This is a genomic window from Achromobacter sp. SX5 (genome assembly GCF_056711425.1).
The window spans coordinates 4,627,053-4,641,128 of sequence record NZ_CM160041.1 but is presented as its reverse complement, the minus strand read 5'-3'; the positions used below and the strand labels follow the sequence as shown (position 1 = coordinate 4,641,128).

Below are 14,076 nucleotides of genomic sequence, written 5' to 3'. Positions count from 1 at the left end.
GCGGCGCTCAGGCGGTTTCGGGTTGGATCGGGGGCGGCGTGCCCAGCGGGAGCGTGAAGACGAACTGCGCGCCGGCCTGCTGGCCCGGCGCGTGCTCGACCCAGATTCTGCCACGGTGGGCGGCGACGATGGCCTCGCAGACGGCCAGGCCCAGGCCCACGCCGGGCGTGGCGGACTCGCGTTCGCCGCGCGTGAATTTCTCGAAGATGCGGCGTTCGGCGCCCGGCGGCACGCCGGGGCCGTTGTCGCAGACGGCCACGCGCAGCTCGCCGTCGCCGGCCGCCGCCGACAGGCGCAGCGTGCTGCCGGGCGGCGTGTACTTGGCCGCGTTCTCCAGCAGGTTGCACAACACCCGCTCGATCAGCACGCCGTCGCATTCCACCAGCGGCAGCTGCGACAGGCTGTCGACGACGACCTGGTGCGCGGCCAGCGGCTCGCGCATGGCGGCCAGCGCCGCGCCCACCAGTTCCTCGATGGACTGCCATTCCAGCCGCAGCGGCGTGTCGCGGTTCTGCAGCCGCGCCATGTCCAGCAGGTTGGCGACCAGCGCGTGCATGCGCTGGGCCTGGTCGCGCATGGCGCGGATGGTGTCGTGTACGTCGGGCGGCAGCGCCGCCTGCTGGCGCATCAGCGTGTCGGTCATGCCGACCAGGCTGGTCAGCGGGGTGCGCAGGTCGTGCGACACCGCGGCCAGCAGCGAGTTGCGCAGCTTCTCGGATTCCATGCTGACCAGCGCCTGCTGCGCGACCTCCACGTAATGCAGGCGTTCGAGAGCGATGGCGATCAGGGTGGCGTAGGCTTCGATCTGGCGGCGCGAATCGGGATCCGAAAACAGGCTGCGCCGCGCCGCCGCCAGCGCCAGCACGCCGCGGATGCGCATGGGCGCTTTCAGCGGCAGGTACAGCAGCGCGCCGTGCGCCAGCGTGGCGGTGCCCGCGCCGGCCGGCTGGCCGTGGTCGTAGACCCATAGGGCCACGGCGGATTCCGGCGGCGGCATGTCGGGCTCGGGCGGCGAGGCCAGTTGCAGGCGCTCGTCCATGCCCAGGATGTACAGCGCGCAGCGCGAGCCGAAGGTGGCGTGCACGAACGCGCCGGCCAGCGCGACGATCTGTTCGGGCAGCAGCGCCGACGAGAGTTCGCGTGCGAATTCGTAAAGGCTGCGGGCGTCGGCTTCGCGCTTGACCGAGGCCTGCGCCTGCAGGCGCAGCCCGGCCGTCAGCTGCCCGATCAGCAGGCCCACCGACAGCAGCACGCCGAAGGTCAGCAGGTACTGCACGTCCGACACGGCGAAGGACGCCAGCGGCTGCACGAAAAAGAAATCGAACAGCCCCACGCTGACCACCGAGGCCAGCGCCGCCGGCCCGCGGCCGTGGCGCAGCGCCACGGCCACCACCGCCAGCAGGAACAGCATGACGATGTTGGTCTGGTGCAGGGTGGGAAAGGCCAAGGCAGACAGCGCGGTGGCGCCGGCGCAATAGCACAGCGCCCAGGCGTAGCCGGCCAGCGGGCGCGCGCCGCGCTCGTCGCCACGCCCCTTCGGCGCCAGCGCGTCGCGCACGGAGGCGGCGCTGGCGGGCAGGGGCGGGGCACCCAGGCGGATCACATCGATCTCGGGGCAGCCGGCCGCCAGCATGTCGGCGAAGCTGTGGCGGCGCCAGAGCCAGCCCGGCGCGAGGGCGCTGGTCAGCGCGGCCGACAGCGACAGGCGCAGGCGCTGCAGGCCGGCGGCGCGGGTGCGGCCGATGACGGCCTTGGTGATGTTGTGGCGGCGCACGTAGCGCACCACCGCGTCGACCATGTCGTCGCCGGCCAGCGTTTCGCTGCGCGCGCCCAGCGAATCCGCCAGGGCCAGGCTGCGCTGCATGCGTTCGCGTTCGGCCTGCGGCGGCGGGGCCGCGCGCGGCGTGTCGATGGTGACCACGTGCAGGTCGCAGTCCAGCTGCCGGCTCAGCTGGTGGGCGCTGCGGATCACGTACTCGGCGTCGATGTCCGGGCCGATGCAGGCGACCACGGCCTCGCGCGTGCGCCATACGGATTCGATGGCGCGGTCGCGCCGGTAGGCCTGGACGTCGTCGTCCACGTGGTCGGCCGTGCGGCGCAGCGCCAGCTCGCGCAGCGCGATCAGGTTGCCCTTGCGGAAGAAGTTGCGGGTGGCGTGGCGCGCCTGCTCGGGCACGTAGACCTTGCCTTCTTTCAGGCGGCGCAGCAGCTCGTCGGCCGACAGGTCGACCAGGATCACTTCGTCGGCCGAATCGAAGACCGCGTCCGGCACGGTCTCCCAGACCCGCACCCCGGTGATGCTGCCGACCGCCATGTTCTGGCTGTCCAGGTGCTGCACGTTCAGCGTGGTCCAGACGTCGATGCCGGCCGTCAGCAGTTCTTCGATGTCCTGCCAGCGCTTGGCGTGGCGTGAGCCGGGCGCGTTCGAATGCGCCAGCTCGTCCACCAGCACCAGGTCCGGGCGCCGCGCCAGCGCGCCGTCCAGGTCGAATTCCTTCAGCAGGTGGCCGCGGTACGGCGCCTCCTTGAGCGGGAGGACGGGCAGGCCTTCGAGCAGCGCCGCGGTTTCGCGCCGGCCGTGGGTTTCGACCACGCCGGCCAGCACGTGCGCGCCCTGCGCGGCCTGGGCGCGGGCCGCCACCAGCATGGCGTAGGTCTTGCCCACGCCGGCCGAAGACCCGAAGTAGATGCGCAGCCGGCCGCGCGCTGCCTGGCGCGCGGCATCGTCCAGCGTCTTCAAGAGCGCGTCGGGGTCCGGACGCGCGCCGGCGGTATCAGCCATGAAAATAGTGTGGGGTGACGGCTGGCAATACTATACGCCGCGCCATCAGCGCGCCGGCGCCAGCCGGTCCAGCGCCAGGTTCAGCGTCAGCACATTGACCGCGGGCTCGCCCAGCACGCCCAGCCAGGGCTTTTCGGTATGCGCCTGGATCAGCGCGTCGACCTGCGCGCGCGGCAGATGGCGCGCGCGCGCCACGCGCGCGGCCTGGTAGGCCGCCGCGGCCGGGCTGATGTGCGGGTCCAGTCCGCTGCCGGACGCGGTGACCAGGTCCACCGGCACGGGCACGGGGTTGTCGGGATCGGCCGCCTTCAAGGCGGCGATGCGCGCCTGGATGGCCTCGGCCAGCGCCGGATTGCGCGGCCCCAGGTTCGAGCCGCCGGAGTTGGCGCCGTTGTATGGCGCGGGCCCGGTGGCCGACGGCCGGCCCCAGAAGTAGCCGGGCGCGCTGAACGATTGGCCGATCAGTTCGGAGCCGACGAAGCGGCCGTCCTGCTCGATGAGCGAGCCGGCCGCTTCGCGCGGAAACACGGCGGCGGCGATGCCGGTGGTCAGGAACGGATAGGCCAGGCCGGTCACCAGCGACAGCGCGGCGAAGACGACCAGCGCCGGGCGCAGGATGCCGGCTTGGCGCGGCAGGGTAGCGGAGGATTTCATGATTGGTTCCTTGGAATAAGCCCGGGCCTAGGCCCAGCCCAGCGCGGCCAGCACCATGTCGATCAGCTTGATGCCGGCGAACGGCACCAGCAGGCCGCCCAGGCCGTAGATCAGCAGGTTGCGGCGCAGCAGCGTCGCCGCGCCCAGCGGGCGGTAGCGCACGCCCTTGAGCGCCAGCGGAATCAGCGCCACGATGATCAGCGCATTGAAGATCACGGCCGACAGGATGGCCGAGGCCGGCGTGGCCAGGCCCATCACGTTCAGCACCTGCAGCTGCGGATACACGGCGGCGAAGGCGGCGGGAATGATGGCGAAGTACTTGGCCACGTCGTTGGCCACGCTGAAGGTGGTGAGCGCGCCGCGGGTCATCAGCATCTGCTTGCCGATCTCCACGATCTCGATCAGCTTGGTGGGGTTGGAGTCCAGGTCCACCATGTTGCCGGCCTCCTTGGCCGCCTGGGTGCCCGAATTCATCGCCACCGCCACGTCGGCCTGCGCCAGCGCGGGTGCGTCGTTGGTGCCGTCGCCCGTCATCGCCACCAGCCGGCCTTCGGCCTGGTAGGTGCGGATCAGCTTGAGCTTGGCCTCGGGCGTGGCCTCGGCCAGGAAGTCGTCGACGCCGGCCTCGGCGGCGATGGAAGCCGCCGTGAGCTTGTTGTCGCCGGTGATCATGACGGTCTTGATCCCCATGCGGCGCAGCGCCGCGAAGCGCGACTGGATGCCGGGCTTGACGATGTCCTTCAGTTCGACCACGCCGAGCGCGCGGCTGCCGTCGCTGACCATCAGCGGCGTGCTGCCGCGGCGCGCGACGTCCTCGGCCAGCTGGCGCGCCTGCGCCGGCACCGCCGAGTCCTGCGCCGCCAGCCACGACTGGACGGCGTCGACCGCGCCCTTGCGGATGCTGCGGCCGCCGGCGTCCACGCCGCTCATGCGCGACTGGGCGCTGAAGGGCACGAACTGCGCGCCCGCCATGGGCGCGGCCGGCGCGCGCAGGAGCTTGTCGGCCAGGGCCACGATGCTGCGGCCCTCGGGCGTTTCGTCGGCCAGCGAGGCCAGGCGCGCGGCGTCGGCCAGTTCGCGTTCGGACACGCCGGGCGCGGGCAGAAAGGCCGAGGCCTGGCGGTTGCCGAAGGTGATGGTGCCGGTCTTGTCCAGCAGCAGCACGTCCACGTCTCCGGCGGCCTCGACCGCGCGGCCCGAGGTGGCGATGACGTTGGCGCCCATCATGCGGCTCATGCCGGCCACGCCGATGGCCGACAGCAGCCCGCCGATGGTGGTGGGGATCAGGCAGACCAGCAGCGCCACCAGCACGGTCACGGTGACCGCGGCGCCCGCGCCGGCGGCGTCGACCGCGTAGATCGAGAACGGCAGCAGGGTCGCCACCACCAGCAGGAACACCACCGTCAGGCCGACCAGCAGGATGGTGAGCGCCAGTTCGTTGGGCGTCTTCTGGCGCTTGGCGCCTTCGACCATGCCTATCATGCGGTCCAGGAAGCTCTCGCCCGGGTCGGCCTCGATGCGCACGAAGATCCAGTCAGACAGCACCCGCGTGCCGCCGGTGACCGAGGAGAAGTCGCCGCCGGACTCGCGGATCACCGGCGCGGATTCGCCGGTGATGGCGCTTTCGTCCACCGAGGCGACGCCGGCCAGCACCTGGCCGTCGCCGGGTATGGTCTCGCCGGCTTCGACCAGCACCACGTCGCCGCGGCGCAGCAGGCCGGACGGCTGGCTGACCGCCAGGCCGCGCCATTCGGCCGGCTGCGCGTGGCGCGCGTCGGCCTCGCGCCAGCCCTTGAGCAGGCGGGCGTTTACGGTGGTGCGCAGGCCGCGCAAGGCGGCGGCCTGCTGCTTGCCGCGGCCTTCGGCCAGGGCCTCGGCGAAATTGGCGAACAGCACGGTGAACCACAGCCACGCGGCGATCGCCAGGATGAAGCCGGCGGGCGCGTCGGCCATGCCGCGCAGGGCCATGACCCACAGCACGGTCGTCAGGATGCTGCCCGCGTAGACCGCGAACATCACGGGGTTCTTCAACTGCGCCGCCGGCGACAGCTTGCGCAGGCTTTCCAGCAGGGCGGGGGCGACCAGCGCGCCCGACCACAGTCCGAAGCCGCGTTCCTGCGGGGCGGCGGCAGGGACGTGGGCGGCGCCGCCCGCGGCGCCGAAGGCGGAGGTTTCAATCTTGGCCATTTTCATATTCCAGTTATGCGGCGCTACCGCATCAAGTGTTCGGCGACCGGCCCCAAGGCCAGCGCGGGCACGTAGGTCAGCGCGCCCACCATCAGCACCGCGCCGATCAGCAGGGTCACGAACAGCGGACCGGTCGTGGGCATGCTGGCCGGACCGGCGGGCAGGCGGCGCTTGGCGGCCAGCGAGCCGGCCAGCGCCAGCACCGCGACGATGATGGCGAAGCGGCCGAACCACATGGCCGCGCCGAGCAGGACGTTGTAGAAGGGCGTGTTGGCCGACAGGCCGGCGAAGGCGCTGCCGTTGTTGTTCGCCGCCGAGCTGAGGGCATAGAGGATTTCCGAAAAACCGTGGATGCCCGGGTTCAGCACGCCGGCCTGGCCGGCGGCGACCGACACGGCCAGCGCCGTGCCGCCCAGCACCAGCAGCGGCGTGGCCAGGATGACGATGGACACCATCTTCATGTCGTGGGCCTCGATCTTCTTGCCCAGGTATTCGGGACTGCGGCCTATCATCAGCCCGGCGATGAACACGGCCAGGATGGCGCAGGCCAGCATGCCGTACAGGCCCGAACCCACGCCGCCGAAGACTACCTCGCCCAGCTGCATCAGCAGCATCGGCGTGAGCCCGCCCATCGCGGTGAACGAATCGTGCATGCCGTTGACCGCGCCGCAGGAGGCCGCCGTGGTGACGGTGGCGAACAGCGAGGTCGCGGCGATGCCGAAGCGGGTTTCCTTGCCCTCCATGTTGCCGCCGGACACCGAGGCGCCGGCCTGCGCGGCCATGGGATTGGGCTGCTGCTCGAAGTAGCCGGCCGACAGCGCGAACGCGCCGAACAGCAGCGTCATGGCCGCCAGGATCGCAATGCCCTGGCGCCGGCTGCCCACCATCTCGCCGAACGAGAAGCACAGCGCCGCCGGGATCGCCAGAATGGCCAGCATCTCCAGGAAGTTCGCCAGCGCCGTGGGGTTTTCGTACGGATGCGAGGAGTTGGCGTTGAAGAAGCCGCCGCCGTTGGTGCCCAGCAGCTTGATCGATTCCTGCGAGGCCACCGGGCCCATGGCCAGCGTCTGGGTCTGGCCGGCCAGGGTCTGGACTTCCTGGTAGGCGCTGAAGTTCTGGATCACGCCCTGGCTGACCAGCGCCAGCGCCAGCACCAGCGACAGCGGCAGCAGCACGTACAGCGTGCAACGCACCATGTCGGCCCAGAAATTGCCCACCGTAGTGGAGCAATGGCGCGCCAGGCCGCGCACCAAAGCGAACAGCACGGCGATGCCGGTCGCGGCCGAGACGAAGTTCTGCACCGTCAGCGCCAGCATCTGGGTCAGGTAGCTCATGGTGGACTCGCCGCCGTAGCCCTGCCAGTTGGTGTTGGTGACGAAGCTGATGGCGGTGTTCAGCGCCGAGTCCGGCGCCACCGCGCCCAGGCCGGCCGGGTTCAGGGGCAGCACGCCCTGCAGGCGCTGCAGGGCGTAGACCGCCGCGATTCCCACGATATTGAAGGCCAGCACGGCCAGGGCGTAGCGCTGCCAGCCCATTTCGGCCTGGGGGTCTATGCCGGCCAGCCGGTAAATGCCGCGTTCCAGCGGGCGGCCCCAGGCCGTCAGCCGGGACTGCGGGTTTTCCATGGCCGCGCGGATATACCGCCCCAGAAACGGCGCGACGGCCAGCAGGACCGCCAGGTAGGCGGCGAGCAATCCGATGAATTCGGCGGACATCAGAATTTCTCCGGTTTGAACAGCGCCACCAGCAGGTAGACGAACAACAGGGCGGCGGTCACGCCGCTCAGCCAATAAAGCGCGTTCATGCCCGTGCTCCCGAAGACAGGGCCAGGCAGAAGCGCAGCAGGGCGTAGGTCAGCCCCGCAAGCACGGCGAAAATGGCGATATAGATGGCATCCACGTTTTTCTCCCGAAAGCGGACGGCCCGCGCGCCGGCAGGCGCGGCCAGGGCCGATCAGGACACCGGCAGGTTACGCAGCGGGGGGTAAAAACGGGGTATAGGTTTGGCGGGGCGGGATAAATGAAACGTAAAAACAAAAAATCCCAATATTTAGGATGTTTCGATCGAAATGCACTTATATGGTGCAGCGAATATGTAAATGAATGCTCCTTCTTAGGGCATTCCCCTAGTGTGACAATCCCGCTACTGGTGCAGAATCTCATCCCATGCAGGTGAGGAGACAAAGCCCTGCATGGGCAAATACCGGCGGCACCGGTATATAAAAAAAGTAAGCAGTACCCAGAAAAAAAGCAAAACGCACAACGGCTGGCACCTGGTAGTGCCAGCCGTTGTCGCATAAAAAGCCGGCATTGCTTCCGCAGGGGGCTTTTCAAGCGCCGCGTTTTCGCGACATTCAGGCGGAGCCCCGCTCACCCTAGTTATGCCGGAATCGCGTCATTCACACCCTGATCCCGCACCGACTCCCTATTGGCGCCGCAACCTGCGGCTGATTCTGCTGCTGCTCGCCATCTGGGCGGCGCTGACCTTCGTTCCCTCGTATTTCGCCCGCAGCCTGAGCTTCGGCTTCCTGGACTGGCCCTTCGCGTTCTGGATGGCCGCCTACGGCGCGCCGCTGGCCTATCTGGTCATCATCGCCGTCTACGCCCGGACCATGAATCGCGCCGATGAACGCGCCGACGAGGCCGGGGAGGAGCGCTGATGCCGTTTTTCAGCGGCGACACGCCCCAGCAGTTCCGCCTGCGCCTGCGGCGCATCTACGTGCTGTACACCGCCGGCTTCGCGCTGATGATCCTGCTGATGGCGCTGGCCGAGATCCTGGGCATGCCGCGCAACTGGATCGGCTACGTGTTCCTGCTGGTGACGGTCAGCCTGTACGCGGGCATCGGCATCGTCTGCCGCACCTCCGACCAGGTGGAGTACTACGTGGCCGGGCGCCGCGTGCCCGCCATCTACAACGGCATGGCCACCGCGGCCGACTGGATGTCGGTGGCTTCCTTCATCGGCGTGGCCGGCACGCTGTACCTGACCGGCTACGGCGGGCTGGCCTACATCATGGGGTGGACCGGCGGCTACGTGCTGGTGGCGATGCTGCTGGCGCCCTATCTGCGGCGCTTCGGCCAGTACACGATTCCCGACTTCATGGGCGCGCGCTACGGCGGCAACATGCCGCGCATGGCCGGCGTGGCCTGCGCGATCCTGTGTTCCTTCACCTATCTGGTGGCGCAGATCTACGGCGTGGGCATCATCACCACGCGCATGACCGGCATATCGTTCGAGCTGGGCATTTTCGTGGCGCTGGGCGGGATGCTGGTGTGCTCCTTCCTGGGCGGCATGCGCGCGGTGACCTGGACGCAGGTGGGCCAGTACATCATCCTGGTCATCGCCTACCTGGTGCCGGTGATATGGCTGTCGGTCAAGCACACCCACATGCCGGTGCCGCAGCTGTCGGCCGGCGCGGTGCTGCAGCAGGTCACCGAGAAAGAGGTGTACCTGCAGAACGACCCCTCGGAGATCGAAGTGCGGCGCCTGTGGCAGCAGCATGCCGACGACATGGCGCGGCGCGTGGCGGCCCTGCCGGAATCCTGGACCCTGGAAAAGGACAAGCTGCGCAGCCGGCTGGCCCAGCTGAACGCGAGCGAGGCGCCGATGGTCGAGATCCGTTCGGCCGAGCGCGAACTGGCCAGCTACCCGGCCAGCGTGGAAGAGGCGCGCACGGTGTGGTCGCAGGCGCGCGCCACGTTCGAGGCGCGCGCCGCGCCGCCCACCCCGCATGCCGAGCCTTTTCCGGCCAAGGACGCCGAAGAGCGGCGCAATATGCGCGTGAATTTCCTGGCGCTGGTGCTGTGCCTGATGCTGGGCACCGCCGGCATGCCGCATATCCTGATGCGCTCGTACACCACGCCCTCCATCATCGAGGCGCGCCGTTCGGTGTGCTGGTCGCTGCTGTTCATCCTGCTGCTGTATTTCATGGCGCCGGCGCTGGCGCTGCTGGTGAAGTACGAGGTCTATACCCAGGTGGTGGGCTCCAGCTTCCTCAGCCTGCCCAACTGGGTGCACGCCTGGAGCGCGGTCGACAGCAACCTGCTGGACGTCACCGACCTCAACCGCGACGGTATCGTGCAGCTGAGCGAGATCAGCATGGGGGCGGACGTGGTGGTGCTGGCCATGCCGGAGATCGGCGGGCTGCCCTATGTGATCTCGGGCCTGGTGGCGGCGGGCGGGCTGGCCGCCGCGCTGTCCACGGCCGACGGGCTGCTGCTGACCCTGTCCAACTCGCTGTCGCACGACATGTGGTATCGGATGGTGTCGCCGCGCATGTCGGCCGCGCGCCGGGTGATGGTGTCCAAGATCCTGCTGCTGCTGGTGGCGTTCGGCGCGGCCTGGGTGGCGGCGCGCAAGCCGGCGGACATTCTCTTCATGGTGTCGGCGGCGTTCTCGTTCGCCGCCTCCTCGTTCTTCCCGGCCCTGGTGATGGGCGTGTTCTGGCGGCGCGCCAACAAATGGGGGGCGACGTTCGGCATGGCGGCGGGCCTGGCTGCGACTTTCGCCTATATGACGCACACGCATCCGTGGCTGCGCGAATGGGTGCTGGGCGTGTCGCGCACGCAGCCGGTGGACCTGTGGTGGGGCATCCAGCCGATCGCCGCCGGCGTCTTCGGCGCGCCGGTGGCGTTCCTGACGATTATCGTGGTGTCCCTGCTGACGCCGGCGCCGGACAGGGCCACGCTGGCGCTGGTGGACTACCTGCGTAGCCCGGGCGCGGCCCGGCCGCAGAGCGAGAATCCCTAGCAGGCGCCGGGGTCGGGATTGCGCGGGTCGGCGCAGGCCGCCCACGCCCGTTGCGGCATGGCGGGCAGCAGCGCATAGATCTGGCCCGGCGCCCACAGCCAGTGCACCAGGCCGGGCGACTGCCGGATTGCATCCCAGATGCGCCGGCCCTGGGCGGATGACAGCGTGAAGCGGCCGTCGCCGCCGCTGGTGCCGCTGGCGAGCACGGCGGCGGGATCGCTGGCGGCCGCGTACAGGCTGGCGTCGTCCGCGTCGCGCGTCTGCACGATGGACCAGGCGTAGCCATACGAATCCAGTGCGGGCGGCGTCCAGTCGGGGCCCGGCACGATGAGCGCGGGATTGGCGGTTTCCATGGCCCGGTACGGCAGGGCGCCGTCCTGCCGCAGATAGCGCCGGGCGGGCCGGCCCTGCTCGTCGTATACCACCACTTCCTGCGGCTGGTCGCGGCCTTCCGGATAAAGCAGGGTGCGCAGCAGACGGCCCGCCGCGTCGTGCACATAGCGGGCCTGGGGCCGCGGAGCACCGTTGCACGAGCCCTTGCCCAGTTCGGCCAGCCAGCCGTGCTCGTCGTAGCGCAGGCAGTGGCGTTCGGACTGGCTGCGGCTGCCGTCCCAGGCGCGCCAGCGCTGTTCGTAGCCGCTCAGGCGGCTGGTTTCGTCGTAGTAATAGCGGATTTCCTGGTCGGGCGCAGGCAGGCTGGCGGAGGGCGAGGCGAGCGCTTCTTCCACGGTGCGCGGGTTGTACAGGGCGATGCCGCACAGATGCCTGGCGCCGTCGGCGCCGCGTTCGTAGCGCAGCAGCGTGGTCGCGATGCGCGCGCCGGGTTCGGCGGCATAGACCGACCAGTCCACCCGTTCGGCCCAGATGTAGGGGACGGCGCGCGCGCCGGTTTCCACGCCCGCCGGGGGCTGCCAGGTCTCGATCCGCGAGCCGTCCAGGCCGAGCAGTGTATTTGTTTCGTCGAGCCGGACGTCGGCCGCCAGCGTCTCTTTATGGCCGGACGCGGCCAGCGGCGTGCACAGGGCATGGGCCAGCCCCGGGGCCAGCAGCAGCGCCGTCAAGGCGGCCAGGGCGGTTCGGTCAGAGCGCGGCATTGTGCAGATGGACGATGAGGCCCCAGAGTTCGCTGCTGACGCCGCCCAGGCGCAGCGTCCCGTCGCGCGATTCCATCAGCAGGAAGGGATAGGCCTTGCGTTCCAGCGTGCCGGCCGGCGGCAGCCGGTAAGGGGTGAAATTCTCGGGCGATTTCAGGTAAGTGTTGGCCATGTCGCCCGCGTCCACGTGCATGTACCAGACCGTCAGCTCGGGGCCTTTCAGGGCGGGGTCGGTTTCGGGATAGACGCCGCCCTGGCCGGCGGGGATGGCGTTTTGCAGCACGCCCATGAAGACCCGGCGCGGGCCGTAGCGGGCAACGTACGTGCCGTCGTCGCCGCGCTGCGTGAAAGTGCCCCGGATGAACGCCGCCGCGCGCGACCCCGGCACCACGGTGCGTGCGAACAGCGCGTCCAGCTGCGCGTCGCTGAGCGGCCGGCGGGCGGCCGACAGCCGCTCGATGTCCTGCGTGAAAGCCTGGAACCAGGCCCGGTAGCGCTTCAATTCAGCCGCCCGGTTGAACTCCTGCGCCAGAGCCGCGCGCGAAAGCAGGCCGCCCAGCCAGCCCAGGCAGAATCCGGCCGCCAGCAGCCGGCGCCGGGCCGTGTGCGCGGAGGCGTTCAATGCGCGACGGATTTGGAGAACACGTTCATCACCACCACGCCGGCGATGATGAGCCCGATGCCGATCAGGGCCGGCGCGTCCAGGTGCTGCTTGAACAGCACGGCGCCGGCGATGGAGATCAGCACGATGCCCACGCCGGACCAGATGGCGTAGGCGATGCCCACCGGGATCACGCGCAGCGTGAGCGACAGGAAATAGAACGAGATCAGGTAGCCGACCACGGTGACGATGGAGGGCGTCAGCCGGGTCAGTCCATCGGACGCCTTGAGCGCGCTGGTCGCGAAGATTTCCGCGATGATGGCCACGGCCAGGTACAGCCACTTCATTTGCGGGCTCCTTCGGATTGGCGCAGCAGCACCAGCAGCGCGCCGGCGCCGCCTTCGCGTTCGGGCGCTTCGGAAAACGCCATGACTTCGGCCTTCTGCACCAGCCAGGTGCGCGCCTTGTCCTTGAGCACCGGCTCCAGCCCCTGCGAGCCGTAGCCCTTGCCGTGCACCACGCGCACGCAGCGGATGCCGTGTTCCAGGCATTCGTCCAGGAACGAGAGCAGGGCGTGGCGGGCCTGTTCCACGCGCAGGCCGTGCAGGTCCAGTTCGGCGCCCGCGCGCCATTGGCCGCGGCGTAGGTTGCGCGCGGTGTCGGGGGCCGCGTCGCCGCGCACGAAGGCGGTGCCGCCTTCGGATAGCAGGTGGGTGATTTCGCCGCCGTCGGAGACCCCGGCGTCGGCGCGCGCGGGCGTCTCGCCTAGCGCGTTGGCGCGGCGCAATGCCGGGGCGGGCTGCGCCGGCGGCTTGTGCGCCACGCGCGCGGATTGCGACGGCTTGAGCGGCGTGACCGACTTGAGCGTGCGCCGGAACGCGGCCAGGTCGTCCTCGGGCGCGGCTTCGGCCTTGGCCGGCGCCGCGCGCGGCGGGGCCAGGGCGGCGCGCTCGCGTTCTTCCTGGAGGTCTTTCTTCAGGCGCTTGAGGTCGGCCAGGCCGACCTTACTGCCCCGCATTCTCCAGCCACCGCTGTGCGTCCAGGGCCGCCATGCAGCCGGTGCCGGCGCTGGTGATGGCCTGGCGGTAGACGTGGTCCTGCACGTCGCCGGCGGCGAACACGCCCGGCACCGAGGTCATCGTGGCCATGCCGGACAGGCCGCTCTTGGTGACGATGTAGCCGTCCTTCATTTCGAGCTGGCCCTGGAAGATCTCGGTGTTGGGCTGGTGGCCGATGGCGATGAACGCGCCGGTGGCCGCCATGTCCTCGGTGGCGCCGGTCTCGACGTGGCGCACGCGCACGCCGGTGACGCCGCCGTCGTCGCCCAGCACTTCTTCCAGCGTATGGAACAGCTTCAGTTCCATATTGCCGTTCTCGACCTTGCTCATGAGCTTGTCGACCAGGATGGGCTCGGCGCGGAACTTGTCGCGGCGGTGGATCAGGGTGACCTTGCGGCAGATGTTGGACAGGTACAGCGCCTCTTCGACGGCGGTGTTGCCGCCGCCCACCACGACCACGTCCTGGTTGCGGTAGAAAAAGCCGTCGCAGGTGGCGCAGCCCGACACGCCGCGGCCCATGAAGGCCTGCTCGGAAGGCAGGCCCAGGTACTTGGCCGACGCGCCGGTGGCGATGATGAGGGCGTCGCAGGTGTAGACCTTGCCGGTGTCGCCCGTCAGGGTGAAGGGACGCTTGGAGAGATCGACCTTGGCGATGTGGTCGAACAGCATCTCGGTGTTGAAGCGCTCGGCGTGCTTCTGGAAGCGCTGCATCAGGTCCGGACCCTGCACGCCGTCGGCGTCCGCCGGCCAGTTGTCCACGTCCGTGGTGGTCATGAGCTGGCCGCCTTGGGCCAGGCCTGTAACAAGTACCGGGTTCAGGTTGGCGCGTGCCGCATAGACGGCCGCCGTGTAACCGGCGGGGCCGGAACCGAGTATCAAAACTTTAGCGTGCGTGGCAGTGGACATGGGCGGGATCTTTAGCAGGTATCTTTAGGTTGACGCCCAATTATA

At 69.5% G+C, this 14,076-nt stretch carries 12 protein-coding genes; 2 read left to right on the top strand and 10 right to left on the bottom strand.

Annotated features, from left to right (window positions below; genetic code table 11):
* Positions 1-7: 7 nt before the first annotated feature.
* From AC1M14_RS21680 to kdpF, 5 genes are read right to left on the bottom strand one after another with little or no spacing between them, the layout of a single operon-like run.
* On the bottom strand, positions 8-2,782 hold the full coding sequence (locus tag AC1M14_RS21680) for a DUF4118 domain-containing protein (RefSeq protein WP_479730441.1): 2,775 nt from the start codon (positions 2,780-2,782) through the stop codon (positions 8-10).
* 45 nt (positions 2,783-2,827) lie between these two features.
* Positions 2,828-3,436: a potassium-transporting ATPase subunit KdpC gene (gene kdpC, locus AC1M14_RS21675; RefSeq protein ID WP_111826479.1), complete on the bottom strand. Its 609-nt coding sequence runs from the start codon at positions 3,434-3,436 to the stop codon at positions 2,828-2,830.
* Between the two features lie 27 nt (positions 3,437-3,463).
* Complete coding sequence (kdpB, locus tag AC1M14_RS21670; protein ID WP_479730440.1) at positions 3,464-5,623, bottom strand: potassium-transporting ATPase subunit KdpB; 2,160 nt, start codon at positions 5,621-5,623, stop codon at positions 3,464-3,466.
* A gap of 23 nt (positions 5,624-5,646) precedes the next feature.
* Positions 5,647-7,338, bottom strand: coding sequence for a potassium-transporting ATPase subunit KdpA (gene kdpA / locus AC1M14_RS21665; RefSeq protein WP_111826481.1), 1,692 nt, complete (start codon positions 7,336-7,338; stop codon positions 5,647-5,649).
* The gene (gene kdpF / locus AC1M14_RS21660) at positions 7,338-7,427 is read right to left on the bottom strand and encodes a K(+)-transporting ATPase subunit F (protein WP_102774222.1); all 90 of its coding nucleotides are present in this window, start codon (positions 7,425-7,427) and stop codon (positions 7,338-7,340) included. The genes kdpA and kdpF overlap by 1 nt, the downstream gene beginning before the upstream one ends.
* A gap of 576 nt (positions 7,428-8,003) precedes the next feature.
* On the opposite strand from kdpF, the gene AC1M14_RS21655 reads away from it, so the two are divergent.
* Both AC1M14_RS21655 and AC1M14_RS21650 read left to right on the top strand, forming a co-directional pair.
* Positions 8,004-8,282, top strand: coding sequence for a DUF4212 domain-containing protein (locus AC1M14_RS21655; RefSeq protein ID WP_102774223.1), 279 nt, complete (start codon positions 8,004-8,006; stop codon positions 8,280-8,282).
* On the top strand, positions 8,282-10,372 hold the full coding sequence (locus AC1M14_RS21650) for a sodium:solute symporter family protein (protein ID WP_102774224.1): 2,091 nt from the start codon (positions 8,282-8,284) through the stop codon (positions 10,370-10,372). The genes AC1M14_RS21655 and AC1M14_RS21650 overlap by 1 nt, the downstream gene beginning before the upstream one ends.
* On the opposite strand, the gene AC1M14_RS21645 is transcribed toward AC1M14_RS21650, so the two are convergent.
* Genes AC1M14_RS21645 through trxB form a run of 5 tightly spaced genes read right to left on the bottom strand, consistent with a single transcriptional unit; the run spans position 10,369 to position 14,031 of the window.
* A complete protein-coding gene (locus AC1M14_RS21645) occupies positions 10,369-11,466 on the bottom strand; it encodes a hypothetical protein (RefSeq protein ID WP_479730439.1) in 1,098 nt (365 codons plus the stop codon). The genes AC1M14_RS21650 and AC1M14_RS21645 overlap by 4 nt on opposite strands.
* Entirely contained in the window at positions 11,453-12,088 is a 636-nt protein-coding gene (locus tag AC1M14_RS21640) for a hypothetical protein (protein WP_247747636.1), read from the bottom strand. The genes AC1M14_RS21645 and AC1M14_RS21640 overlap by 14 nt, the downstream gene beginning before the upstream one ends.
* Positions 12,085-12,414 (bottom strand): DMT family transporter, encoded by a 330-nt coding sequence (locus AC1M14_RS21635; protein WP_102774226.1) that lies wholly within the window; start codon positions 12,412-12,414, stop codon positions 12,085-12,087. The genes AC1M14_RS21640 and AC1M14_RS21635 overlap by 4 nt, the downstream gene beginning before the upstream one ends.
* The gene (locus AC1M14_RS21630) at positions 12,411-13,085 is read right to left on the bottom strand and encodes a Smr/MutS family protein (protein WP_111826484.1); all 675 of its coding nucleotides are present in this window, start codon (positions 13,083-13,085) and stop codon (positions 12,411-12,413) included. Before AC1M14_RS21630 ends, AC1M14_RS21635 begins: the two co-directional genes overlap by 4 nt.
* Positions 13,072-14,031 carry a thioredoxin-disulfide reductase gene (trxB, locus tag AC1M14_RS21625; RefSeq protein WP_102774228.1) on the bottom strand — a complete coding sequence of 320 codons (960 nt, stop codon included), beginning with the start codon at positions 14,029-14,031 and terminating at the stop codon, positions 13,072-13,074. The genes AC1M14_RS21630 and trxB overlap by 14 nt, the downstream gene beginning before the upstream one ends.
* Between the last annotated feature and the right edge of the window lie 45 nt (positions 14,032-14,076).